The organism is Pseudomonas sp. FJ2-5-13, from assembly GCF_029201605.1.
Classification (GTDB): Bacteria; Pseudomonadota; Gammaproteobacteria; order Pseudomonadales; family Pseudomonadaceae; genus Aquipseudomonas; species Aquipseudomonas lactis.
In genome coordinates this window covers 630,437-656,339 of record NZ_CP104045.1, presented here as the reverse complement: position 1 = coordinate 656,339, position 25,903 = coordinate 630,437, and the positions used below count along the sequence as shown (strand labels likewise).

The following is a 25,903-nucleotide window of genomic DNA, read 5'->3' as shown; positions in this document are numbered from 1 at the left end:
ACCCAATCACCTGTGGGAGCTGGCTTGCCTGCTCCCACATTGACCGTGCCAGATCAGTCGAAGGTAATGCCTTGTGCCAACGGCAGTTCCAGCGAGTAGTTCACGGTATTGGTCTGCCGGCGCATATACCCGCGCCACGCATCCGAGCCCGATTCACGCCCGCCGCCGGTCTCTTTTTCACCCCCGAACGCGCCACCGATCTCTGCACCGCTTGGGCCGATGTTGACGTTGGCGATGCCACAGTCGCTGCCTACCGCCGACATGAACTGTTCGGCTTCACGCACGTCGGTGGTGAAGATGCAGGACGACAAGCCTTGCGGCACGGCGTTGTTCAGGCGCAGGGCTTCGGCGAAGTCGGTGTAGCCGACCACGTAAAGAATCGGTGCGAAGGTTTCGCTGCACACCACGTCGCTTTGCTCGGGCATTTCGACGATGGCCGGCGAGACGTAGTAGGCGTTGGGGAATGTGTCCTGCAGTTGGCGCTTGCCGCCGAACACCTTGCCGCCTTCGCTCAAGGCTTGCTCAAGGGCGTCCTGCATGTTGTCGAAGCTGTGCTTGTCGATCAGCGGGCCGATCAGGTTGCCTTCCAGCGGGTGGCCGATGCGCACCTTGGAATAGGCGGCCTTGAGGCGGGTGACGATTTCTTCCTTGACCGACTCATGGGCGATCAGCCGGCGCAGGGTGGTGCAACGTTGGCCGGCGGTGCCCACTGCGCTGAACAGGATGGCGCGTACGGCCATATCCAGGTCGGCGCTTGGGCCGAGGATCATCGCGTTGTTGCCGCCCAGTTCAAGAATGCTGCGGGCGAAACGCGCGGCGACTTTGGGTGCCACTTCGCGGCCCATGCGCGTACTGCCGGTGGCGCTGATCAGAGCGACGCGCGGGTCGTCCACCAGCGCAGCGCCGGCGTCGCGGCCGCCGATGATCACTTGGCTGAGGTACTCGGGAGCACCGTCGAACTTCTTCAGCACGCGCTCGAACAGGGCCTGGCAGGCCAGTGCGGTGAGCGGGGTCTTTTCCGACGGTTTCCAGATCACCGCGTTGCCGCACACCAAGGCCAGCGCAGTGTTCCACGCCCACACGGCCACCGGGAAGTTGAAGGCGCTGATCACGCCGACCACGCCCAGCGGGTGCCAGGTTTCACGCATATGGTGGCCTGGGCGCTCGGAGGCGATGGTCAAGCCGTACAGCTGACGCGACAGGCCCACGGCGAAGTCGCAGATGTCGATCATTTCCTGCACTTCACCCAAGCCTTCCTGGGTGATTTTGCCGGCTTCCCAGGAAACGAGCTCACCCAGGTCGGCCTTGTATTCGCGCAATACATCACCGAACTGGCGCACCAGCTCGCCACGTCGCGGTGCCGGCACTTTGCGCCAGGCTTCGAATGCATGCTCGGCGCGACTGACCTGTTGCTCCACCTCGGCGGCGCCTTCCCAATGGACACTGCCGATACGGCTGCCATCAATCGGTGAATGCACGGGTTGTTTCCCGGCCTGGTACAGCGCCGGGTTTACCCCGAGACGATCAAGCAATGCGGCAACCATGGGTCACTCCTTCAATCTGCATACAAAAATTCGCGCCGCAATACGCACGGCGATCCTGGCCCTATTTGTAGCTGGCCCAAGACTTGCCAACAAACGACGATTAGGCGAGATATCATTCCCTTTATTCATGCAAAGAATAAAAAGAGGCATGCCGTGCTGAACAAAAGACATTTGCCCTCGATCACCGCCCTGCAGTGTTTCGAAGCGGCCACCCGCCACCTGAGCTTCACCCGCGCCGCCGAGGAACTGAACCTCACCCAAAGCGCGGTGAGCAAACAGGTGGCGCAGTTGGAAGAACTGTTGCAACACCTGCTGTTTCGCCGCGTGCGCCGGCGCTTGCAGATGACCCCGGCGGGCGACCTGTACCTGGTGGAAGTGCGCAAGATCCTCACCCAGGTGGAGATGTCTACCCACTACCTGCGCTCCTACGGCGGCGAAACCGAAGTGCTGCGTGTGTCCACGCCCTACACTTTTGGCGCACGCTGGCTGGTGCCGCGCCTCAAGGGATGGCGTTTGCGTCACCCGCAGATCCACCTGGACCTGTGCAATGAACAGGACCCGGACGAGTTACTGCAAGGCAAGGCCGACATGGCGTTCTACTTCGGCCAGGGCGCACGCCCCGGTACCGAGAGCCTGAAACTGTTCAGTGAAGAGCTGGTACCGGTGTGTTCGCCCGACAGCCTGCCCGCCCAGCCCTTCACCGACCCCACGCAACTGAGCGAGCTGGTGCTGCTGCAAAACGCCTCGCGGCCTCAGGGCTGGCATGACTGGTTCGCCAGCCAGGGCTTTCATACCGAGCACAGCTACCATGGGCCGCGGTTCGACACGTTCTACATGTGCATCCGTGCGGCGCAGGTGGGGTGCGGCGTGGCGCTGTTGCCACGCTTTCTGGTGGAGGAGGAATTGGCCGAGGGCAAGTTGGTGATTCCCTGGCAACATGGGATGCCGAGCCAGGATGCTTATTACTTGGCGTATCCTGAGCATTCGGCTGAGGTGCCCAAGGTGCGTGAATTTGTGAAGTGGATGATGGAGCAAGTTATTTAGGCGCCTGGAAAACCGCCATCGCAGGCAAGCCAGCTCCCACATTGGAATGCGTTTCAAAGGTGGGAGCTGGCTTGCCTGCGATGGCGCCAGTGGCCTTACTGAAAAAATCACTGGCAATCCCCCACAGGTCTATGCGCCACTAACCCCCTTCCTCAATTGTGCGTAAAGGCCGGCCTCCATCGCCGACCCGTCTGGAGATTCCCGTTATGAGCGAGAGTGTGTTTGCCGATCGCATCGTGCAGAACCTGCTCGACACCGACTTCTACAAGCTGACCATGATGCAGGCGGTGCTGCACAACTACCCGAACGTGGAAGTTGAATGGGAGTTTCGTTGCCGTAACAGTGAAGACCTGCGCCCTTACCTGGCGGAGATCCGTTACCAGATCGAGCGCCTCGCCGAGCTGAGCCTGAGCCCCGATCAACTGGGGTTCCTGGAACGCATCAGCTTTATGAAGCCGGACTTTTTACGCTTTCTCGGGCTGTTTCGCTTCAACCTGCGGTATGTGCAAACCGGCATCGAGAACGGCGAGTTGTTTATCCGCCTGCGCGGGCCGTGGCTGCATGTGATCCTGTTTGAAGTGCCGATGCTGGCCATCGTCAGCGAGGTGCGTAACCGCTACCGCTACCAGACCGTGATCCTCGAGCAGGCCCGCGAGCAGCTGTATCGCAAATTCGACTGGTTGACCGCCAATGCCAGCAGCGACGAGCTGTCGGAGCTGCAAGTGGCGGACTTCGGCACGCGCCGGCGCTTTTCCTACCGGGTACAAGAGGAAGTGGTCAGCGTGCTCAAGCACGATTTCCCGGGGCGTTTTGTCGGCACCAGCAATGTGCACCTGGCCCGTGAGTTCGATATGAAGCCGCTGGGCACCATGGCCCACGAGTGGATCATGGCCCACCAGCAACTCGGCCCGCGCCTGATCGACAGCCAGATCGCCGCCCTTGATTGCTGGGTGCGCGAGTACCGGGGCCTGCTGGGTATCGCCCTCACCGATTGCATCACCACCGACGCGTTCCTGGGCGACTTCGACTTGTACTTCGCCAAGCTGTTCGACGGCCTGCGCCATGACTCCGGTGATCCGATCCAGTGGGCAGAAAAAGCCATCGCTCACTACCACAAGCTGGGCATCGAACCGATGAGCAAGACCTTGGTGTTCTCCGACAGTCTGACATTGCCCAAGGCGTTGGAAATATTCCGGGCGTTGCGTGGTCGCATTAATGTGAGCTTTGGCATCGGCACTAACCTGACCTGTGATATTCCAGGGGTGGAACCGATGAGCATCGTGCTTAAAATGACCGCCTGCAATGGCCAGCCCGTCGCGAAGATCTCCGATGAAGCGGGCAAGACCCATTGCACCGACCCAAATTTTGTCGCCTATTTGCGTCACGTTTTCAAAGTACCTGCCCTATCCAGCAAGGAGTGAATCATGCAAGCCGTACAGCGTGAGATTGCGCAACAGCTCAAGGTGCAAGCCCCGTTCAAAGACCAGGCCGCCCTTGAAGCCGAAGTTGCCCGGCGCGTGGCCTTTATCCAGGACTGCCTGCGCAATTCCGGGCTCAAGACCCTGGTGCTCGGCATCAGTGGCGGTGTCGACTCCCTGACCGCAGGCCTGTTGGCCCAACGTGCGATGCAAGAGTTGCGCGCCAGCACCGGCGATGAGGCTTATCGTTTTATCGCCGTGCGCCTGCCCTACGAAACCCAGTTCGACGAACACGACGCCCAGGCTTGCGTGGACTTTATCGAGCCGGACGAACGCCACACCGTAAACATCGGCCCGGCAGTAAAAGCCCTGGCCAATGAAGTGGCCGCCTTTGAAGGCAAGGCCGCGGCGTCCCGTGACTTTGTGCTGGGCAATACCAAGGCGCGCATGCGCATGGTGGCCCAGTACACCATCGCCGGCGCGGCGGGCGGCCTGGTGATCGGCACCGACCATGCGGCAGAAGCGGTGATGGGCTTTTTCACCAAGTTCGGTGACGGGGCCTGCGACCTGGCGCCGTTGAGCGGGCTGGTGAAGCATCAGGTGCGGGCCATCGCCCGTCACTTTGGCGCGCCGGAATCGCTGGTGGAGAAGGTGCCGACCGCCGACTTGGAAGACCTGTCGCCGGGCAAGCCGGACGAAGCGTCACATGGCGTGACCTATGCCGAGATCGATGCGTTCCTGCAGGGGGAGCCGGTGCGTGAGGAAGCGTTCAGGATTATCTGCGAGACCTATCGCAAGACTGAGCACAAGCGGGTGATGCCGTTTGCGCCTTGAAGTGAAACCGATGGTTTTGCATTGATTGTCAGATCGCCATCGCAGGCAAGCCAGCTCCCACACTTGACCGTATTCCAACATGGGAATGCGGTCGAATGTGGGAGCTGGCTTGCCTGCGATGAACGATAACGCGGTCTTACTTCAGAACCACAGCACCTTTCATCATCGAGATGTGGCCTGGGAACGAGCAGAAGAAGCTGTACTTCTCATCAGCCTTCAGCTTGGAGACGTCGAAGGTCACCGAGTCTTTCTCGCCAGCACCGATGATCTTGGTGTGGGCAATGATGCGCTCATCACCGGCTTTCAGGTAATCCTTGTCGATCCCCGCGGCCATGCCGTCGGTTGCCACCGGTTGCATATTGGCTTCGGTGGTCAGCACCCAGTTATGGCCCATCACGTTCTTTGGCAGGTTGCCCGAGTGAGTCAGCTCGACGGTGAACTGCTTGCAGCTCTTGTCGATGGTGATTTCTTTGGTGTTGAAAGACATTTGATCGGTGGAGTCGACAGTGACCTTGCACTCTGCAGCAAGCAACTGGCCGCTCGCCAGAGTCAGCAGGGAAACAGCAACGAGTTTGGCAAACATGTGAATCTCCAAGGCAGGGTTTTAAAAACGCGGATTGCGGTAAGGGTACCTCAATCAGGCTTGAGTTCTTATGATCTGAATCAACAGATTGTATACAACTTTAGGCTATCAGCTTCATCAACACAATCAACCAGCCAAACTGCCGCACCCCGCCTATGATCCGCCCATCACTCACGGGAGTTCATACCATGCACCTTAATCACCTGTTCAACGGCCTTCTGGCTGCCTACGCCTGCGGTAAGTGAAAGCAAAGGGCCCCCTGAAGCTGCTACCATGACGACCCAAGGCAGCTGCGCGCCGCCCACCCTCACCTTCGACCCTAGAGGATCGCCCATGGCCAAACCTAATTACTCCTTCGCCAAACGTCAGAGAGACTTGGCCAAGGAACAGAAGAAAGAGGAAAAGCTGCAACGCAAGAAAGCCGCTGCAGACGAAGAAGCCGGCGCGCTGAACCCGGATGCCGAAGGTGAAGAAGGTGAAGTAGCGACTGACGAAACTGAAACTGCGCCTCAGGCCTGAACAACCGTAACTGCGTTACCCGGCTTAATGTGGGAGCCGGGCTTGCCCGCGATGCAGGCGACTCGGCGTATCAGCCAGACCGAGTTGCAGCCATCGCAGGCAAGCCAGCTCCCACACAAGCTCGCGTCTACTCCAGCGGCATCACCGTCACCCGCACCTCCGGGTCGTGGCTGCCTCCCCCCAGAATCACCCCCCGCAACGGCGACACATCGGAAAAGTCCCGGCCCCAGGCCAGGGTGATGTGCTCCAGCGCCGGCTGCACATTGTTGGTCGGGTCAAAATCCACCCAGCCTGATACCGGGCAAAACACCGAAACCCACGCATGGGACGCATCCGCGCCAATCAGCCGTGGCTGGCCGGGCGGTGGCTGGGTGAGCAGGTAGCCGCTGATATAGCGCGCCGCCAGGCCACGGGAACGCAGGCAGGCAAGCATCAGGTGAGCGAAGTCCTGGCACACGCCGCGACGGCGCTCCAGCACTTCCACCAGCGGTGTGGCGACCTGGGTGGCTTCGGCATCGAAGGTAAATTCGCTGAAAATCTTCTCCATCAATGCCTGCGTGCCCAGCAGTAAAGGCTCGCCGGGCGGGAAGCAGCTTTCGGAGAACTCGACGAAGGTTTTTTTCAGATGCACATAGGGCGACTCGAAGCGATAGCGGCAGGCTTCGATCAGCTCGGCGCTCAAGGCCTGGCTGCTGTAGGTCAGGCTGTCACGGGTGTGGTCCCAGGGCGGCGATCGCTGAAAGTCCAAAACAGGCCGCGCCAGCACTTCCACGGTGAGCCCGGCGTTCACCAGCAATTCGTCATGCGGCCGTTCGAACGCCAGCCGGGTGATCGGGTTGCCGAACACGTCCAGCTCATCGCGGCGCGAGGTGGGTTCCGGGCTGATATCCAACTGCTGCCAGGTGCACTTCTGCCAGGCGCACGGCCGTGGCCACAGGTGCGCCAGTTGCTGGGCCAGGGACACCGGGCTGTCGTAGTGGTAATGGGTATCGTGGAAAATCTGATAGCGCGCGCTCATTACACCGACACCGTTTGTTGGCTGACATCATCGACGTGGGCAAAATGGCGCAACGCCAAGCGATCCGATACCTGCCCGCTTTCATCGGCCACCGCTTGCAGCAAGTCGGCCAGGCCGTCCAGGGCGGCACGCACGCTGGTTTCGCCAAACAGGCCGTTCTCCAGGCAACCCAGGTCAAAATGCGCCAGGCGCTCGACCAACGGCGCCAGCCCGGTTTCACGGGGCACGCCAAAATCGTCATTGAGACGGCGCAGGGTGCGGCTCACCAACTTGAGCTGGAACAGCACCGCATGGGGGTTCTGCTCGTCGAGCAGCAGCAGGTCGAGCACCGGGATCAACTGCGGCACCGCCAGGTAGCGCGAGCGGTAGGTAATGCTGCTGTTGCCCAGCTCCAGCAACCATTCCAGACCGGCCTGATCGAACACCGCCACACCGCGCAGGAACGCCGCAAGGCTGCTGCTCAGAAACTGCAGACGCTCGATGCGCCGGCCCATCATCAAGAAGCGCCAGCCTTCATCGCGAGTCATGTCGTCCAGGGCAAACCCGGACAGCGCCGCCAGGGACATCACCAGGCGGTTGAGAAAGTCGAGCAGCTCGCCAAAGTCCGCAGTGTCGCTTTCCAGCTCCATGGCTTCACGTTGCAGCTCCACCAGGGCCTGCCAGTTTTCCCGGGACAACTTGCCGCGCACCTGGGACGCCGCCCACTGCAAGCGCTGCAAATTGGCGCGCAAACTTGAAGGCCAGTCATCACCCAGCAAGGCCGCGAGCAGACGCTCCGGCAGCTCGCCCTCTTCCGGCAACAGGCGCAGGCTTTCGCCCAGTTCGACGGCGGCCTGCAGCGCCAGCGGATCATCGCCATCGACATACCGCGCCAGCACGACGCGCAGCCAGCGCGCACTGTTATCGCAGCGCTCGCAGTAGCGACCGAACCAGAACAGGTTTTCCACCACGCGCGAGGGCAGATAGGGATCGCGGCGCACCAGGTCATAGGCGCCAATGGTGCGTTGGGCGCGCCACTGCTCGCCACCCGGCGCGCGTTCGCCGAGCACCCAGGTATCCTTGCTCGCCCCACCGCGCTGCATCGACACCACCTCGGCATCGGCCTCGGCCGCCACGCGGGTCAGGCCGCCGGGCAGCACCCGATAACCGTCATCACTGGCCACGGCGTAGACACGCATGCCGATGGCGCGGTGTTGCAGGTGGTCATCCACGGTGTGCCAGACCGGCGCCTGAGACAACTGCGCCAGCTCTTGGGCGACATAGGCATAGGGCCGCGCACGCATGCGTTCGGCCAGGGCCTGGCGCTGTTCGTCATCAAGGTCGCGACCAAACACCGGGGCGAAACTTTGTGAGGGAAATGCCGGCTTGATCAGCAGCTCCGGGAGTTTTTCCAAGGCTTCGGCAAGCACCGGCGCTTCGCCGCACCACCAGGTGGCAATCGACGGCAGGATCAAGGCTTCACCGAATAAAAATTCGTTGATCTTGGGCAAAAAGCCCAGCAACCCCGGGGACTCCAGCACACCGCTGCCCAAGGCATTGGCCACCAGCACATTGCCTTGGCGCACGGCATCGAGCAGGCCCGGCACGCCCAGCGCCGAGTCGGTGCGCAGCTCCAGCGGGTCGCAGAAATCATCATCAAGGCGACGCATGATCGCGTGTACCCGGCGCAGGCCGCTGAGGGTTTTCAGGAACACGGTGCTGTCGCGCACGGTGAGGTCGCCGCCCTCGACCAAGGGGTAGCCGAGCTGGCGCGCCAGGTACAGGTGTTCGAAATAGCTCTCGTTGAAACGCCCCGGCGTGAGCAACACGATCAGTGGCGGCTGGTCATCACCCGGAGCCTGGCGCGCCAGGGTTTCCTGCAACGTGCGAAAGAAACCGGTGAGGTGCTGCACCTGCATATCCCGGTACAGGTCCGGGAAGGCGCGGGACACGATGGTGCGGTTTTCCAGGGCATAGCCGGCGCCCGATGGCGCTTGAGTGCGGTCGGCGGTGACCCACCAGCGGCCATCCGGGGTGCGCGCCAGGTCGACTGCGTACAGATGCAGGAACGCACCGTCAGGCGGCTGGATACCCTGGCACGGCCACAGAAAATTGTTATGCCCGAACACCAATTCGGCCGGCAGCAAGCCTTCCTTGATCAGGCGTTGCGGCCCATACAGGTCGGCCAACACCGCATTGAGCAGGCGCGCACGCTGGGCGATGCCAGCCGACAGTTGCTGCCACTCCTCGGCCGCCAGCACATGGGGCAACAGGTCCAGCTCCCAGGGGCGATCGGCGCCCTTGGGGTCGGCGTAGACGTTGTAGGTCACGCCGTTTTCCTGGATCTGGCGCGTCAGCAACGCCTGGCGCTGGGCCAGTTGTGCGGGCGTGCTGCGTTGCAGGTGATCGAACAAGCGTCGCCAATGGGCACGCACCGCGCCGCTGGCATCCAGCAGTTCGTGATAGGTGCCCGCGGTGAGCGGGTAACGGTCGAGCAAGTCGGACATGGAACGCTCGGCAGAGGCAAGGGAAGTCAAAGTCACCACAGTCTAATGTGGGAGCGGGCTTGCTCGCGAATGCGGCGGGTCAGTCTATGCATATTTCGACTGATACACCGCTTTCGCGAGCAAGCCCGCTCCCACATTTGGATCGCATTCAGTCATTTTTATGGGGAAAGCGTCGCAGGTCCAAGGTCATCGGCAACTCGTCATTAATCACCAGAGCAGGCACTGGCAGCTTGCCCGGGCTATGCCCCAAGCGGAAAAACCGCGCCATGCGCCGGCTCTCAGCCTCATTGGCATTCACCGGCAGGCTGTCGTAATTGCGCCCGCCCGGGTGCGCCACATGGTATTGGCAGCCGCCCAACGAACGCTGCATCCAGGTGTCGAGCAGGTCGAACACCAGCGGCGCATGCACGGGGATGGTCGGTTGCAGGCAGTTGGCCGGTTGCCAGGCGCGGTAACGCACGCCCGCCACGAACTCGCCGACGCGGCCGGTGGGTTGCAGTGGCACCGGCACGCCATTGCAGGTCAGCAGGTAGCGTTGCGGCGGCAACCCGCTCAACTTCACTTGCAGGCGCTCCAGGGACGAATCCACATAACGCACCGTGCCCCCCACAGCGCCCTCCTCGCCCAGCACGTGCCAAGGCTCCAAGGCCTGGCGCAGTTCCATTTCGATACCGCTGACGGCGTAGTCGCCCACCTTGGGGAAACGGAACTCCAGGTGCGCCGCGAACCATTCGGCACGCAGCGGGTAGCCGGCCGCGTTCAGCTCGACGATCACGTCGGCAAAGTCCTGCTCGATAAAGTGCGGCAACAGGAAGCGGTCATGCAGCTCAGTGCCCCAGCGCGCCAGCTTCGGCGGCGCATAGGGCTCGCGCCAGAACCGCGCGACCAGCGCCCGCAGCAACAACTGCTGGGTCAGGCTCATGCGCGCATGGGGCGGCATTTCAAAGGCGCGCAGTTCCAGCAGGCCCAGGCGGCCCGTGGCGCCGTCGGGTGAGTAGAGTTTGTCGATACAGAATTCGGCGCGATGGGTATTGCCCGTCACGTCGATCAGCAGGTTGCGCAACAAGCGGTCCACCCGCCACGGCGGGCACTCCTCGCCTGGCTCCGGCATCTGCGCAAAGGCGATCTCCAGTTCATACAGCGCATCGTTGCGCGCCTCATCTACCCGGGGCGCCTGGGAGGTGGGGCCGATAAACAGGCCGGAGAACAAATAGGACAACGACGGGTGGTTATGCCAGTAGCTGATCAGGCTGCGCAGCAGGTCCGGCCGGCGCAGGAAGGGTGAGTCCTTGGGCGTCGCGCCGCCCAGCACGAAGTGGTTACCGCCACCAGTACCGGTGTGGCGCCCGTCAATCATGAACTTCTCGGTGGTCAGGCGGGTTTGCCTGGCCTCTTCGTAGAGGAATTCGGTGCGCTCCACCAACTCGTCCCAGGTGGCGGACGGCTGTACGTTGACCTCGATGACACCGGGATCTGGCGTGACCCGGAAATTGCTCAGGCGCGTATCCGCTGGCGGCTCGTAACCCTCCATCAGCACCGGGCAATGCAGCTCTTGGGCGGTGGCCTCGATGGCGGTCACCAGTTCCAGGTAGTCCTCGACGCGCTCCAGCGGCGGCATAAAGAGATACAGGCGCCCTTCCCGCGCTTCGGCGCACAGCGCGGTACGGGTCAGCCAGTCGGCGGACTCGTCGACCTTGGGCACACGCTCATCACCCGGCGCGGGCTCGCCATGGTTTTGCAACTGGGCGCTGGTGGGCAGATCCGGCTGATCCTGGTTAGGGTCGGTCGGATGCACAAACGGATACTCCGCCGCCGTCACCCAGGGCTGCGAAGCGAGTGGCAGGCGATAGCCCAGCGGCGAATCCCCCGGCACCAGGCGGCAATGGTTGTCGCGCAGGTACCAACGCCCACTCTGCCAGCGGTCATTGGCCGCCGTGCGTGCCAGCGGCAGCACCTGGCCGATGACTTTATCCAGGCCCTGGCTGAACACTTTGCGCAGGCGCTCACGCTCCAGGTCGTCGCTCAGGCGCGGGTCCTGGGCAGTGACGTTCTGGGGCAGTGCCCCTTCGCGCCACAGGTAGTAGAAATTATCCTCGAACGCCGGGAACACAAAGCGCGCCGGTAGTTTGAGGCGCTCGGCGACGCTGGCCAGGAAACGCCCGGCCATCACCCCATCGGCGCCATAGTCCTCTTGCTCATCGGCGATCAGCGCGCTGTTGTGCCAGATCGGCACGCCATCGCGGCGCCAATAGCAGTTGAGCGACCAACGCGGCAATTGCTCGCCGGGGTACCACTTGCCTTGGCCGAAATGCACCAGGCCCTTGGGCGCATAGTGCTGGCGCAGGCGCTGGAACAGCTCGGCCGACAGGCGACGCTTGTCCGGGCCCAGGGCTGCGGTGTTCCACTCGGCACCGTCGGGGTCGTCGATAGAGACGAAGGTTGGCTCGCCGCCCATGGTCAGGCGTACGTCGTCCTTGAGCAGGTCGCCATCGATCTGCCGGCCCAGAGCCTGGATCGCCAGCCATTGTTCTTCGGTATAGGGCTTGGTCACCCGTGGCGCTTCCCAAATGCGTTCCACCGACATCTCGTGGGTGAATTCGCACTCGCACGGCTCCACCAACCCACTGATCGGCGCGGCGGACGATGGATCGGGACTGCAGGCCAAAGGGATATGCCCTTCACCGGCAAACAACCCGGACGTGGCATCCAGGCCAATCCAGCCAGCGCCGGGCAAATACACTTCACACCAGGCGTGCAGGTCGGTGAAGTCCACCTCGGTACCGGACGGGCCATCGAGGGCTTTGACGTCGGCGGTGAGCTGAATCAGATAGCCAGAGACAAATCGCGCCGCCAACCCGAGGTTGCGCAGCAATTGCACCAATAACCAGGCCGAGTCGCGGCAGGAGCCGGACGCATTTTCCAGCGTGAATTCCGGCGTTTGCACGCCCGGCTCCATGCGAATCAGGTAACCGATATCGGCGGCCAGGCGCTGGTTGAGGCCGACCAGGAAATCCACGGCCGGTAGCGGCGTGCGGTCGATACCCGCCAGGTACGCAGCCAACCTTGGCGTCAGCGGCAAGGTTTCCAGGTACGGCGCCAGCTCGCGCTGCTCATCGGCGGCGTAGCTGAACGGGATATTTTCGGCGTAGGGCTCCAGGAAAAAATCGAACGGATTGAACACCGCCATCTCGGCGACCAGGTCGACTTCGATGCGCAACTCGTCAGTCTTTTCCGGGAACACCAGGCGCGCCAGGTAATTGCCCTGGGGGTCTTGCTGCCAGTTGATGAAATGCTGCTCGGGCAGCACTTTCAGCGCGTAGGACAGTATCCGCGTACGGCTATGGGCCGCCGGGCGTAGCCGCACGATCTGCGGGCCAAGTTCGACAGCACGGTCGTAGCGGTAATGCGTAACGTGGTGCAACGCGACATGAATCGACACGGCGGCCTCCTGCGAGCCAGGGCATAAGCACAACGCGCGCAAGACTTATGCCACAGCAGCAGTCATTGCACTAAAACGTCGGGCCCGGTGCAGTACAGCACCAAAACGGCGCCAACGTTGTGGCTATGGTGCAGGCGCTGCACACATTTGTAGCGCCGGGCTGAGTGCAGGTGGTGAATCTACCCAATCAATGGTGTTTGTGTTGGGCAATCATGGCCTGGCGCAGGCAGCGGACTTCGACCAGTTTCTGGCGCATTTCACGGTGACGTTTGCTGTTGAACAGCAATAGCCCAAGTAATGGAAACACCAGGCTCAAGGCATATACCACCCCGTTCGGTTGATCATTGAGTGTTGGCAATACACCCAGAAAGCATCCCCCCAACAGCAACACTAGCGGCCACATCCATTGGGGACGCCCGCGTGCGATCATGAAATTGCAGTGCACAATGACTAGCGTGAGTGCGATACCCACCAGGAAGGAGTACTTGGCGTTATCTGCCGTGGACAGGCTTGGCATATAGCTATCGAAGAACACCGGAACCGCAAACACGAGGGTGAAAATGCAGACAAATATCGCCCCCATAAAGACGGGGAAATACGTCGATAGAAAACTGCGAATGCTAGGCAGCTCGTTCATTGTTCGGCCTCCTCATACAGCCCTATGGCAATTGTGCGCACGTTCCCTGAAACCGCACTACCGGTAAAACCGATGGCTGCGCCCAACGCGTCCTTGATCTGCGTGACCGTTGCATGCTTGACCTCGGTGGGAGTGAACCGCTTAGGTAACTCGCCCGACAACTGCTTTAACTTGATCATCTTGGACGTCAAGCGTGGGTCGTTGATGCTCAGCAGCTCTTTGGTCAACTTGGCGCGCTCCTGTCGATTCAGGCCCCTGAGCACCTCTCTCACACTTTTCCCGGTAGAGGCCTTATTCAGCCGCACCAGCTTGACCGTTGCCAATGCCGATGAACAAGGAGCTGCCCATAAGTGTTCTTCCTTGAAATTGAGAGTGCCCCCGACCGGCCCCATCGCAGCATAGGTATCTACACAACTTTGTGGGTTGTAACAGCAGACGGTAACCACGATGCGAAGCGAGTCGCTCTTGATCTTGATCTGCTTTTGATCTTAGGCGCCCCGTCAAACCACGCTGGCCGGAATTCGACAGGGATTTGGGGGGTAAACCGGCAGGGATGCCGGTTTAGCCGCCCCGCGCCATGGATGGCGCGTGGCGGCGGCCCCCCAAATCACTGGCGGATTACGGGCACACCGAGCCTAAGCGAGGTGCCGAGTGGTGGGGCAAGAGCGTTTTGCTTACTTTTGCGCTGTTCAAAAGTGAGCCGCTGTCAGAGCGGAACCCTAGGTGGCCGTTACCGCAGGAATGGATATGTACTCGGTATGACTGTGTCGACTGTCAGGCCGTCTTCGCAGGCAAGCCAGCTCCCACACTTGAAATGCATTCCCCTGTGGGAGCTGGCTTGCCTGCGATAGCAATCTGATCGGCGCCACCCTAACAAACAGGCCACCTACCGCCAATAAACCTACCTAATCAACGGGCCTTGCGTTGCGCAATCGCCGCCCGACGCAGGTGACGTATTTCGAGTAATCGCTGGCGCATTTCACGATGGCGCTTGCTGTTGAGCAGCAACAAACCCAGCAGCGGAAACAACACCGCCGAGCCGTACACCAGGGTATTGAGGCCGTATTGAATCATCGGCAAGACGAACAGCAGGCAACACACCAGGTAGCCCGCCACCAGCCGGGTCGCCCAGGGGTACCCGCGTGCAATCATCACATTGCCAAACACCAGCACCGCTACCAACATCAGGATTGCAGCCCCGGAATAGTTGGCCTTGAGCGCCGGTTCAACCCCGCGCAAATAGGTCACGCCCGCCGTGGAGACCGCCACTGAGCCGGAAAAAATCGCCATGAAGATGGTGCCCATGAACACCGGAAAATAACGCGCAAGGAAACTGCGCCTATCGGGAAACCCCTTCATTCCGTCAATTCCTCATATAGGCCAATGGCAAGCGTCGACGCCGAGCCGACGTGACCGGTTCGATAGCTGCCCCAAATACCCAACATGCCGCCCAAGGCGTCCTTGAGCTGGGTGAGCGTGGCATGGCGGATTTCCGTGGAGCTGTAGCGCTTGGGCAACGTGCCGGCGCGCTGCTGCAACTTGAGCAACTTGGGGGTCAGGCTCGGGTCTTTGAGGCTGAGCAATTCCTGGGTCAACTTCTTGCGCTCCTGGCGATTCAAGCCCTTGAGCAGCTCATACCAACTCTTGCCCAAGGCGGCGGACTTTTTAGCCTTGAGCAGCCTTAATGTGGTGAAGGCGCCCGTTCCGATACCGACCAACGATGCGGCATCGAGAATCGGTGACACCGCGCCGTACCACTGCGCGTCGTCCATGCGGTCGTTGGCCTCCGGGTCAAGGATCTCGTTATAGGTACGGGCCACGCCAAACCCGCACTGAGCGCTGCTGGCCAGCGCGGCCGTGACGCCAATACCCACCACAAAAGCACTGGCGCCGGCGGTGAAGGGGACGGCGACGCTGCCACTGAACACCACAATCCAGCCGATCACCGCTGCGCCACAGGAAAGGCCCATGTCAAAAGCCTCCTTCTGGAGGCGCCCTTCACGGGGGTCGGTCTTCACCTGCTCGACAAACTGCGCCGGCGAGATGTACTTCTGCGCCTCGCGCAAAATGATGCGCTTGGGCTTGATACTGCAGATGGGCTTGAATTCGCGCAGGGTGATTACGTTGAAGTCGGCGTCGATGTACACCACGCCAGCACCGACGATGCTGGGGTCGGCGTCGATGACGGCGAACAGCCGTGGCAGGTTGATCTGGCTTTCAATGCGCTGGCGCGCCATGAATTGGGAGCGGTTGGAGTCCATGCCGATGTTGAGCAAGGGGTTGCCCATAAGTGTTCTTCCTTGAAATTGAGAGTGCCCAGACCAGCCTCATCGCAGGCAAGCCAGCTCCCACACTTGAAATGCATTCCCCTGTGGGAGCTGGCTTGCCTGCGATAGCAATCTAATGGGCGCCACCTTACCAAACAGACTCAGCACCGACCAGAAAGCAAAACGCCAGCACGTGGCTGGCGTTTTGCATTTCAGGCGTCGATCAACGCGGCACTACCGGCTTGCGCGTAGGCTTGCCGCCCTTGCCCTTGGCCGCATCACTGCGCTCCTTGGCCGCCTGCTTGTTGCGCGCCTGGGCCGCAGCCTTGGCTTGTTCGCGCTTGTCCCACGGGTTGCTGCCGTCGCTGCCACGGGGTGGCAGGCCGGTGTGCTGGGTGAGGATCTTGGTGGTGGTTTCCTTGGCGACCTTATGGCTGCCGGCCGGCGTCGAGTTCTTGCGCCGGGCACTCTGGTAGCTGTCGGTGGACGGCTGGTGCAGCGGGATCAACTGGTCCTTGCCCGACCCGATCAGGTCGGCACGGCCCATGCGGGTCAATGCTTCACGCAGCATCGGCCAGCCCTTCGGGTCGTGGTAACGCAGGAACGCCTTGTGCAGGCGGCGCTGCTCCTCGCTCTTGACGATGGTCACCGCGTCGCTCTTGTAGGTGACCTTGCGCAGCGGGTTCTTGCCCGAGTGGTACATCGCGGTGGCGGTGGCCATCGGCGACGGGTAGAACGCCTGCACCTGGTCGGCGCGAAAGCCATTGCCCTTGAGCCACAGGGCCAGGTTCATCATGTCTTCATCGGTGGTCCCGGGGTGGGCAGCGATGAAGTACGGGATCAGGTACTGCTCCTTGCCCGCTTCCTTGGTGTACTTCTCGAACATGCGCTTGAACTTGTCATAGCTGCCAATGCCCGGCTTCATCATCTGGTTGAGCGGACCTTCCTCGGTGTGTTCCGGGGCGATCTTGAGGTAGCCACCGACGTGGTGGGTGACCAGCTCTTTGACGTATTCCGGCGACTCGACGGCCAGGTCGTAGCGCAGGCCAGAAGCGATCAGGATCTTCTTCACACCCGGCAACGCACGGGCACTGCGGTACAGCTGGATCAACGACGAGTGGTCGGTGTTCAGGTTCGGGCAGATACCAGGGAACACGCACGATGGCTTACGGCACGCGGATTCGATCTCCGGGCTCTTGCAGGCGATGCGGTACATGTTGGCGGTCGGGCCGCCGAGGTCGGAGATCACGCCAGTGAAGCCCGGCACTTTGTCGCGGATCTCTTCGATTTCGCGAATGATCGACTCTTCGGACCGGTTCTGGATGATGCGGCCTTCGTGCTCGGTAATCGAGCAGAAGGTGCAGCCGCCGAAGCAGCCACGCATGATGTTCACCGAGAAACGGATCATGTCGTAGGCCGGGATCTTCTCCTTGCCATACGCCGGGTGCGGTACGCGGGCGTAGGGCATGCCGAACACGTAGTCCATTTCTTCGGTGGTCATGGGAATGGGCGGCGGGTTGAACCACACGTCCACTTCACCGTGCTTCTGCACCAGGGCGCGGGCGTTGCCTGGGTTGGTTTCCAGGTGCAACACGCGGTTGGCGTGGGCATAGAGCACCGCGTCGCCGCGGACTTTTTCCACCGAGGGCAGGCGGATCACGGTTTTGTCACGGGTCATGCGCGGGCTGGCCAGGATCTGCACAACCTTGGCTTCTTCCGGGTCATCCACCGGGCCTTTTTCTTGCTCGATGGCGCAGGCCTGGGTGTCCTGGGTATTCACGTACGGGTTGATGATCTTGTCGATCTTGCCCGGACGGTCGATACGCGTGGAGTCCACTTCGTACCAGCCGGCTGGCGTATCACGGCGGATGAACGCGGTACCGCGCACATCGGTGATGTCTTCGATCTTGTGGCCCCACGACAGGCGCTGGGCAACCTCGACGATGGCTCGCTCGGCGTTGCCGTACAGCAGGATATCGGCGGTGGCGTCGATCAGGATCGAGTTGCGCACGCGGTCTTGCCAGTAGTCGTAGTGAGCAATCCGACGCAGGGAAGCTTCGATGCCGCCGAGTACGATCGGCACGTTCTTGTAGGCTTCCTTGCAACGCTGGCTGTACACCAGGCTCGCACGGTCCGGGCGTTTGCCGGCCATACCGCCAGGGGTGTAGGCGTCGTCGGAGCGGATTTTCTTGTCGGCGGTGTAGCGGTTGATCATCGAGTCCATGTTGCCGGCCGCGACGCCGAAGAACAGGTTCGGCTCGCCGAGCTTCATGAAGTCGTCTTTGGACTGCCAGTTCGGTTGCGCGATGATCCCGACGCGAAAGCCCTGGGACTCCAGCAGCCGGCCGATGATCGCCATGCCGAACGAGGGGTGGTCAACATAGGCATCACCGGTGACGATGATGATGTCGCACGAATCCCAGCCAAGCTGATCCATCTCCTCCCTGCTCATCGGCAGGAATGGCGCAGGACCGAAACATTCGGCCCAGTACTTGGGATAGTCAAATAACGGCTTGGCTGTTTGCATGACGGTGACCGGTGTGAAGATGAAAAATCGCGGGCGCGGAATATAGCACAAAATTTGACCAATTCCGACGGCAGTAGTCGGAATTGTGGTGACCCCATCGCAGGCAAGCCAGCTCCCACAGGGGAATGCATTCCAAAGGTGGGAGCTGGCTTGCCTGCGATGGGGCCCTTACAGGTGCTTGAAACTACTCGTCGTCGTCGAAGTTGTAGCTGCCCGGCGCCAGGTTCTCGAAACGCGTGTACTTGCCGATGAACGCCAACCGGATAAACCCGATCGGGCCGTTCCGCTGCTTGCCGATGATGATTTCGGCAATGCCTTTGTGCTCCGTCTCGGGGTGGTACACCTCGTCGCGGTACACGAACATGATCACGTCGGCGTCCTGCTCGATCGCTCCGGATTCCCGCAAGTCGGAGTTCACCGGGCGCTTGTTGGGACGTTGTTCCAGGGAACGGTTGAGCTGGGACAGCGCCACCACCGGGCAGTTGAATTCCTTGGCCAGGGCTTTCAAGGAACGGGAGATTTCAGAAATCTCGTTGGTACGGTTGTCGCCGCTGGAACCGGGAATCTGCATCAACTGCAGGTAGTCGATCATGATCAGGGCGATGTCGCCATGCTCACGCACCAGGCGCCGGGTGCGTGCGCGCATTTCGGAAGGGCTGATACCGGCGGTGTCATCGATGAACAGCTTGCGGTCGTTGAGCAGGTTGACCGCCGAGGTCAGGCGCGGCCAGTCGTCGTCTTCCAACTGACCGGAACGCACCTTGGTCTGGTCGATACGGCCCAGGGACGAAAGCATACGCATGATCAGCGATTCGCCTGGCATCTCGAGGGAGTACACCAGCACCGCCTTGTCGCTGCGCAACACGGCGTTTTCCACCAGGTTCATCGCGAAGGTGGTCTTACCCATGGACGGACGGCCGGCGACGATGATCAAGTCGGACGGCTGCAGGCCGCTGGTCTTTTCGTCGAGGTCGGTGTAACCGGTGGAAATCCCGGTAATCGCGGCATCGGTGTTGAACAAGGTGTCGATGCGGTCGATGGCCTTGGTCAGCAGGTCGTTGACGCTGACCGGCCCGCCGGTTTTCGGGCGGGCCTCGGCGATCTGGAAGATCTGGCGCTCGGCTTCGTCAAGGATCTCGGCGGCAGTGCGGCCTTCGGGGTTGAAGGCGCTGTCGGCGATTTCGGTGCTGATGCCGATCAACTGGCGCAACGTGGCGCGCTCGCGGACGATCTGGGCGTAGGCCTTGATGTTGGCGACGGACGGCGTATTTTTTGCCAGCTCACCGAGGTAGCCCAGGCCGCCGACTTGGGAGGTCTGGCCTTCCTTGTCCAACTGCTCGGCCAGGGTGACCACGTCGATCGGCGAGTTCTGGTCGGCCAGCTTGGCGATGGCGCGGAAGATCAAGCGGTGGTCATGGCGATAGAAATCACCGTCCGAGACTTGATCCAGCACGCGTTCCCAGGCGTTGTTGTCCAGCATCAAACCACCGAGCACGGCCTGTTCGGCCTCGATGGAATGCGGCGGCACCTTCAGGGCAGCGGTTTGCAGATCGTATTGCTCAGGAGCGGAGATTTCGTTCATGGCCACTTGGAATTTGGGGTGTGTAGAAAAACAAAAGGCACGACCTGTAAACAGGATCGTGCCCGATGTTAACCGGCTGACACGCGAGGTGCCAGTCAGTTAGGTGCGACTTAAGCTGCTACCACGACAACGCGTACGGTGGCTTCAACTTCAGCGTGCAGGTGCACGGCTACGTCGAATTCGCCTACGTTGCGGATGGTGCCGTTCGGCAGACGAACTTCGCTCTTCTGCACTTCAACGCCGGAGGCGGTCAGTGCATCAGCGATGTCGTGGGTGCCGATCGAACCGAACAGCTTGCCTTCGTCACCAGCGGTGGCAGTGATAGTCACTTCCAGCTCAGCCAGTTGGGCAGCGCGAGTTTCGGCCGACGCTTTTTTGTCTGCTGCGGCTTTTTCCAGCTCAGCACGACGCTCTTCAAACGCAGCCAGGTTGGCAGCGGTTGCAGCGGTGGCTTTGCCGTATGGCAGCAGGTAGTTACGACCGTAGCCGGCCTTAACGTTCACTTTGTCGCCCAGGTTGCCCAGGTTGGCGACTTTTTCCAGAAGGATCAGTTGCATGTGAAAATCCTCTAACTTTTAACCTTCACCGTTCGCGTTATCGGCGTCTTTCGACGCCAGACGACCGCGAAAATCAATCAGGCTGTCAACAATGGCCAAGACCACGAGTAACGGATAGATCAGCTGCATGAACAGCACCAGCGTGACGTACAACCCCACCAGCCAAAACTTGGCCAGTCGCTTTTGCGCAGCAAGCCCATGAATCAGGGCCAGCCCGGCAAACACCAGCGGTACGCTGCAAATCGGCGCCAGCAAGGCCATCTGTGGGCCGAAGTTCGGCCCGACAACCATGCACGCCAGCAGCAACATCGCCGGCCCCGCTGGGATTCTGATACTGCGAAACTCGCGACCAAAACCACCCGGGTTGTACAACAACGCCTGCCAATAACGCCCAAGAATCAGGCTCAGCACGCTGACGACCTGCAACAAAGCCGCAATCAGGCCGGTCAGAACCGGAGCAATCAGTGACGCAAACCGCGCTCGCTCATCTACCGACAACTGCTGGTAGAGATCCCCGAGGGCCAACGGCAGGATCTTGACGATCTCCTGCGCCAGCGCCTCGATTTGCGGGCGGAAAGCCGCGCCAAGCATCACTGAGTACACCAACCCCAATGCCACGCTGACCAGCAGCGTACGGACCCAGGACTCACTTGCGCGCAAAACCAACGCAAGGCTCGATGACCCCAGCAGTACCAGAAGTACCCGTGGATCACCCATTTGCAGCCACCAGATCAAGGCCGGCAACAAACCCAGGGCAAGAACGCCAAGGGCGTCCTTCAAACCGCGCCGCAGCAGCACAAGGCAACCTGCGGCAGCACCCAACCAATAAAGCAACGGCAATGCCGCACATCCAGCCACTACCAGAGTGGCCTGCACGCGACCGCGCATGATGAACTCAGCTAAGGCGCGCATGCATTCAATCCCTTACTACTTGTCGACTGCCCGGTCTCAGCGGCCGTGGCTGTCGGTGTAGGCCAGCAGGGCCAGGAAGCGGGCGCGCTTGATAGCGGTGGCCAGCTGACGCTGATAACGTGCTTTGGTACCGGTGATACGGCTTGGAACGATTTTGCCGGTCTCGGATACGTAAGCTTTCAGAGTGTTGAGATCTTTGTAATCGATCTCTTTCACGTCTTCAGCGGTGAAACGGCAGAATTTACGACGACGGAAGAAACGTGCCATTTGATAGGCTCCTTAATAAGGTCCGTGGATTACTCGTCAGCGTTATCGCTGTTGTCGCTGTCTTCAACGCTATCATCAGCGCCTTCTTCAGGACGGTCGCGACGCTCACGGCGCTCACTGCGGTTTTCTTCAGCCTTGAGCATCTCGGATTGGCCGGTAACGGCTTCTTCGCGACGGATGACCAGGTTACGGATCACTGCATCGTTGTAACGGAAGTTGTCTTCCAGCTCGGCCAGGGCCTTGCCAGTGCACTCAACGTTCAGCATCACGTAGTGAGCCTTGTGAACATTGTTGATTGCGTAGGCCAGTTGACGACGGCCCCAATCTTCCAGACGGTGGATTTTGCCGCCGTCTTCTTCGATCAGCTTGGTGTAACGCTCAACCATGCCGCCGACTTGCTCGCTTTGATCCGGGTGGACCAAAAAGATGATTTCGTAATGACGCATGAATGCTCCTTACGGGTTGTAGCCTGCCGCTCAAAAACGGTCAGACAAGGAGTGAATGACACTTATGGATCTTGCCGCAGGGGAGGCACATCGGTGCCTGCCAGGAAGGCAAGGGGCGCAATTGTAGAGAAGGGGGAGAAGCGGCGCAAGGCAATTGGTGATTATTTGAACAACCCCAAGCACCACAAACAAAAAATGTAGGAGCGAGCAAGCTCGCTCCTACATCAGGATTGGGACAAGCCCCACATTGCAATTACTTCTTGGGCTTGGCCTTAGCCTTGGCACCACGCTGACGCTGGGCCTCGAACAGGCAAACACCCGTCGCCACCGACACGTTCAGGCTGCTGACGCTACCGGCCATCGGCAGGTGCACCAGGTAATCGCAATGTTCACGGGTCAGGCGACGCATGCCTTTGCCTTCGGCACCCATGATCAGGATGGTAGGGCCGGTGAGGTCCTGGTCATAGATGCTGACCTCGGCCTCCCCCGCCGTGCCCACGACCCACAGGCCGCGTTGCTGGAGCTTCTCCAAGGTACGCGCCAGGTTGGTCACGGCCACCAGCGGAATCACTTCCGCCGCGCCGCAGGCGACCTTACGCACCACCGGCGTCAGGGTCGCGGACTTGTCCTTGGGCACGATCACCGCCAGCGCACCGGCAGCATCCGCCGAACGCAGGCAAGCGCCGAGGTTGTGCGGGTCGGTTACGCCGTCCAGCACCAAGAGCAACGGTGCGCCTTCGGTACGGTCGAGCAGCTCGTCGAGCATCGCCTCGCCCCACACCTGGCTCGGGCTGACGTCGGCCACCACGCCCTGGTGAACGCCTTCGACCCACACGTCCATTTCACGACGTTCGGCCTGGCCGATGGCAACCTTGTTTTGCGTAGCCAACTCGACCAGCGCCTGTACGCGCGGCTCGCTACGACCTTCGGCCAACCACACCTGCTTGACGCGCTTGGGATGGTGACGCAGCAATGCTTCTACGGCGTGTACGCCGTAGATTTTTTCCAGACTCATGACTTGGCCTTAGGTTTGCGCGACCCGCCGCTTTTTGCGGGAGCCGAACCCGCTTTTGGCGGGCCTTTACGGTGTTTACTTGGCTTGCTCGACGGTTTTTCCGCCCCTTGGGACTTTCCCCCAGACGCCGCTTTACCACCGCTTTTGGCTTCGTTGAGCAACTGCTGCTTCAACTCGCGGCTCTTGCGCAGCTCGGCGTTTTTCGCCGCGGCGTCGCTTGGGCGGTAGGCTTCAGGGGCCTTGTCCTTGGCGGAAGAACGACGACCGGCCTTGGCAGGTGCAGGCTCAGCCGTGGTTTTCGCCGCGGCCGTTTTGCCTTTGGACGCAGGCGCTGTGGTTTCACCACGCTTTTTACGACCTGCTGGCTCAGCCGGTTTATCAGGCATGCCGAAGTCGATCTTGCGCTCGTCCAGATCAACGCGCATGACCTGCACTTCAACGGTATCGCCCAGGCGGAAGCTGCGACCGGTGCGCTCGCCCGCCAGGCGGTGGTGCACAGGATCGAAGTGGTAATAGTCACCCGGCAAGGCGGTGACGTGCACCAAGCCCTCGACATAGATGTCGGTCAGCTCGACGAACAGGCCAAAACCAGTCACGGCGGTGATCACACCCGGGAACGACTCGCCCACACGATCCTTCATGAACTCGCACTTAAGCCAGTTCACCACGTCGCGGGTGGCTTCGTCGGCGCGGCGCTCGCTCATGGAGCACTGCTCGCCCAGTTGTTCCAGGGCCGCTTCGTCGTACGGGTAGATCCGTGCCTTCGGAATGGTCATGGCACCGGCGCGCTTGACGTGCGGGGTGTTCTGCTTGGAATGGATCACGCTGCGGATCGCCCGGTGCGTGAGCAAGTCCGGGTAACGGCGAATCGGCGAAGTGAAGTGGGTGTACGCCTCGTAATTCAGGCCGAAGTGGCCCTGGTTATCGGCGCTGTACACTGCCTGGCTCAGCGAGCGCAGCATCACGGTCTGGATCACGTGGTAATCCGGGCGGTCCTTGATGCTGGCCAGCAGGGCCTGGTAATCCTTCGGCGTCGGGCCGTCCTTGCCTTTGTGCAGGGACAGGCCGAGTTCGCCGAGGAAGGCGCGCAGTTTTTCCAGGCGCTCCGGCGGCGGGCCGTCGTGCACACGGTACAACGCAGGAATCTCGTGCTTCTTGAGGAACTCGGCAGTGGCCACGTTGGCCGCCAGCATGCATTCCTCGATCAGCTTGTGCGCGTCGTTACGGGTGGTCGGGGTGATCGCCGCAATCTTGCGCTCGGAGCCGAAGACAATCCGGGTTTCCTGGGTTTCAAAATCGATCGCGCCACGGGTATGGCGAGCGCCCAGCAACACCTTGTACAGCGAGTAAAGCTGCTTGAGGTGCGGTACCACGCCAGCGTATTCGGTACGCAGGGCCTTGGCTTCGCTGGTCTTCGGTGTTTCCAGGATGGTGCTGACCTTGTTGTAGGTCAGGCGCGCCTGGGAGTGGATCACCGCCTCGAAGAACTGGTAGTCGGTCATTTCGCCGGTTTTGGAGATGGTCATCTCGCACACCATGGCCAAACGGTCGACTTTCGGGTTCAGGGAGCACAGGCCGTTGGACAACTGCTCAGGCAGCATCGGGATCACGCGCTCAGGGAAGTACACGGAGTTGCCGCGCACCTGGGCTTCGTTATCCAGGGCCGAACCGATCTTCACGTAGCTGGAGACGTCGGCAATCGCCACGTACAACTTCCAACCGCCAGAGAACAGGCGCAGCTTGCCTGGCTTGGCTTCGCAGTAGACAGCATCGTCGAAGTCGCGGGCATCTTCGCCGTCAATGGTGACGAACGGCAGATGGCGCAGGTCGATGCGTTTTTCTTTGTCTTTCTCTTCGACTTCCGGCTTGAGCTTGGCGGCTTCTTTGAGCACAGCCTCAGGCCAGACGTGAGGAATATCGTAGGTGCGCAAGGCAACGTCGATTTCCATGCCCGGCGCCATGTAGTTGCCGACCACTTCAACGATATCGCCCTGGGGCTGGAAGCGCGCAGTAGGCCAGTGGGTGATTTTCACCTCGACGAACTGGCCGACCTTGGCTGCGCCATTGCGGCCCGGGGTGATCAGCACTTCCTGCTGGACCTTCGGGTTATCCGGCACAACGAAGCCGATGCCGCCTTCTTCGAAGTAACGGCCGACGATGGACTCGTGGGCACGGGACACCACTTCGACGATCACGCCTTCGCGGCGGCCACGGCGGTCCAGGCCAGAAACCCGCGCCAGGGCACGGTCGCCATCGAACACCAGGCGCATTTGCGCCGGGCTCATGAACAGGTCGTCGCTGCCGTCGTCCGGGATCAGGAAGCCGAAGCCATCACGGTGGCCGGCAATGCGACCCAGGATCAGGTCCAGCTTGTCGACCGGCGCATAAGTGCCACGACGGGTGTAGATCAACTGAGCATCGCGCTCCATCGCACGCAAACGGCGGCGCAGGGCTTCGAGCTGGTCTTCGGTGGTCAGACCGAATTCTTCAACCAGCTGCTCGCGGCTAGCAGGCGAACCACGATCGGCGAGGTGCGCCAGGATCAGTTCGCGGCTAGGAATAGGGTTTTCATATTTTTCCGCTTCACGAGCGGCCTCGGGATCGAGGGACTGCCAATCGGCCATTAGAGAGTTTTCACCTTGTCTATATGCGGGTTAGTTTGGCATACGCGTATTGAAACGGGAAATTTCAGGTATCAACAAGCGTTTAAAAGCTCTTTGCGACCCCCGGCGCGCACCTTGCACGACCACTGGCGAAATTTTCCAGGCTTTTTTCATGGCAGGGGTTTACAGCTCAAATATCGCTCCG

General features: G+C 61.0%; 20 protein-coding genes and 1 pseudogene. 4 read left to right on the top strand and 17 right to left on the bottom strand.

The window, feature by feature from the left end:
- Positions 1-53: 53 nt before the first annotated feature.
- Positions 54-1,544 (bottom strand): aldehyde dehydrogenase family protein, encoded by a 1,491-nt coding sequence (locus N2A98_RS02815; RefSeq protein WP_003188096.1) that lies wholly within the window; start codon positions 1,542-1,544, stop codon positions 54-56.
- A 153-nt stretch (positions 1,545-1,697) separates the two neighbouring features.
- On the opposite strand from N2A98_RS02815, the gene N2A98_RS02810 reads away from it, so the two are divergent.
- The 3 genes from N2A98_RS02810 (at position 1,698) to nadE (ending at position 4,840) form a co-directional block, all read left to right on the top strand.
- On the top strand, positions 1,698-2,588 hold the full coding sequence (locus N2A98_RS02810) for a LysR family transcriptional regulator (protein ID WP_047712449.1): 891 nt from the start codon (positions 1,698-1,700) through the stop codon (positions 2,586-2,588).
- A gap of 206 nt (positions 2,589-2,794) precedes the next feature.
- Positions 2,795-4,009: a nicotinate phosphoribosyltransferase gene (gene pncB, locus N2A98_RS02805; RefSeq protein WP_003188094.1), complete on the top strand. Its 1,215-nt coding sequence runs from the start codon at positions 2,795-2,797 to the stop codon at positions 4,007-4,009.
- Positions 4,010-4,012: 3 nt separating this feature from the next.
- Entirely contained in the window at positions 4,013-4,840 is an 828-nt protein-coding gene (nadE, locus tag N2A98_RS02800) for an ammonia-dependent NAD(+) synthetase (RefSeq protein ID WP_032893809.1), read from the top strand.
- Positions 4,841-4,976: 136 nt separating this feature from the next.
- Here the strand turns inward: nadE and azu are convergent, their stop codons facing one another.
- Entirely contained in the window at positions 4,977-5,423 is a 447-nt protein-coding gene (azu, locus tag N2A98_RS02795; RefSeq protein WP_003188091.1) for an azurin, read from the bottom strand.
- 333 nt (positions 5,424-5,756) lie between these two features.
- Here azu and N2A98_RS02790 point away from each other — a divergent pair, with 333 nt between their 5' ends.
- Positions 5,757-5,942 (top strand): hypothetical protein, encoded by a 186-nt coding sequence (locus tag N2A98_RS02790; protein WP_044271020.1) that lies wholly within the window; start codon positions 5,757-5,759, stop codon positions 5,940-5,942.
- A gap of 127 nt (positions 5,943-6,069) precedes the next feature.
- Here N2A98_RS02790 and N2A98_RS02785 read toward each other — a convergent pair whose 3' ends face one another.
- The 15 genes and pseudogenes from N2A98_RS02785 to rnr form a co-directional block, all read right to left on the bottom strand.
- Complete coding sequence (locus tag N2A98_RS02785) at positions 6,070-6,960, bottom strand: transglutaminase family protein (protein ID WP_032893813.1); 891 nt, start codon at positions 6,958-6,960, stop codon at positions 6,070-6,072.
- Positions 6,960-9,446, bottom strand: coding sequence for a circularly permuted type 2 ATP-grasp protein (locus N2A98_RS02780; protein WP_275622997.1), 2,487 nt, complete (start codon positions 9,444-9,446; stop codon positions 6,960-6,962). The genes N2A98_RS02785 and N2A98_RS02780 overlap by 1 nt, the downstream gene beginning before the upstream one ends.
- 148 nt (positions 9,447-9,594) lie before the next feature.
- Positions 9,595-12,885 carry a transglutaminase family protein gene (locus N2A98_RS02775; RefSeq protein ID WP_078467380.1) on the bottom strand — a complete coding sequence of 1,097 codons (3,291 nt, stop codon included), beginning with the start codon at positions 12,883-12,885 and terminating at the stop codon, positions 9,595-9,597.
- A gap of 187 nt (positions 12,886-13,072) precedes the next feature.
- On the bottom strand, positions 13,073-13,522 hold the full coding sequence (locus tag N2A98_RS02770; protein WP_275622996.1) for a hypothetical protein: 450 nt from the start codon (positions 13,520-13,522) through the stop codon (positions 13,073-13,075).
- A pseudogene (locus tag N2A98_RS02765) lies at positions 13,519-13,854 on the bottom strand (NAD synthetase); the annotation flags it as partial. The gene N2A98_RS02770 and the pseudogene N2A98_RS02765, both read right to left, overlap by 4 nt.
- Before the next feature lie 577 nt (positions 13,855-14,431).
- Positions 14,432-14,881 carry a hypothetical protein gene (locus tag N2A98_RS02760; protein WP_044271008.1) on the bottom strand — a complete coding sequence of 150 codons (450 nt, stop codon included), beginning with the start codon at positions 14,879-14,881 and terminating at the stop codon, positions 14,432-14,434.
- The gene (locus N2A98_RS02755) at positions 14,878-15,810 is read right to left on the bottom strand and encodes an NAD synthetase (RefSeq protein ID WP_275622995.1); all 933 of its coding nucleotides are present in this window, start codon (positions 15,808-15,810) and stop codon (positions 14,878-14,880) included. The genes N2A98_RS02760 and N2A98_RS02755 overlap by 4 nt, the downstream gene beginning before the upstream one ends.
- A 202-nt stretch (positions 15,811-16,012) precedes the next feature.
- Positions 16,013-18,316 (bottom strand): YgiQ family radical SAM protein, encoded by a 2,304-nt coding sequence (locus N2A98_RS02750; protein WP_003188080.1) that lies wholly within the window; start codon positions 18,314-18,316, stop codon positions 16,013-16,015.
- A 184-nt stretch (positions 18,317-18,500) separates the two neighbouring features.
- A complete protein-coding gene (gene dnaB, locus N2A98_RS02745; RefSeq protein ID WP_003188079.1) occupies positions 18,501-19,898 on the bottom strand; it encodes a replicative DNA helicase in 1,398 nt (465 codons plus the stop codon).
- 110 nt (positions 19,899-20,008) lie between these two features.
- The gene (gene rplI / locus N2A98_RS02740) at positions 20,009-20,455 is read right to left on the bottom strand and encodes a 50S ribosomal protein L9 (RefSeq protein WP_003171376.1); all 447 of its coding nucleotides are present in this window, start codon (positions 20,453-20,455) and stop codon (positions 20,009-20,011) included.
- A gap of 18 nt (positions 20,456-20,473) precedes the next feature.
- Positions 20,474-21,367, bottom strand: a complete 894-nt coding sequence (locus N2A98_RS02735) for a hypothetical protein (protein WP_032893827.1) — start codon at positions 21,365-21,367, stop codon at positions 20,474-20,476.
- Between the two features lie 36 nt (positions 21,368-21,403).
- On the bottom strand, positions 21,404-21,634 hold the full coding sequence (gene rpsR / locus N2A98_RS02730) for a 30S ribosomal protein S18 (protein ID WP_002551829.1): 231 nt from the start codon (positions 21,632-21,634) through the stop codon (positions 21,404-21,406).
- Between the two features lie 29 nt (positions 21,635-21,663).
- Complete coding sequence (gene rpsF, locus N2A98_RS02725) at positions 21,664-22,080, bottom strand: 30S ribosomal protein S6 (RefSeq protein ID WP_034134759.1); 417 nt, start codon at positions 22,078-22,080, stop codon at positions 21,664-21,666.
- A gap of 253 nt (positions 22,081-22,333) precedes the next feature.
- On the bottom strand, positions 22,334-23,095 hold the full coding sequence (rlmB, locus tag N2A98_RS02720; protein WP_003188074.1) for a 23S rRNA (guanosine(2251)-2'-O)-methyltransferase RlmB: 762 nt from the start codon (positions 23,093-23,095) through the stop codon (positions 22,334-22,336).
- The gene (gene rnr / locus N2A98_RS02715) at positions 23,092-25,719 is read right to left on the bottom strand and encodes a ribonuclease R (protein WP_044270999.1); all 2,628 of its coding nucleotides are present in this window, start codon (positions 25,717-25,719) and stop codon (positions 23,092-23,094) included. The genes rlmB and rnr overlap by 4 nt, the downstream gene beginning before the upstream one ends.
- Positions 25,720-25,903 lie beyond the last annotated feature (184 nt).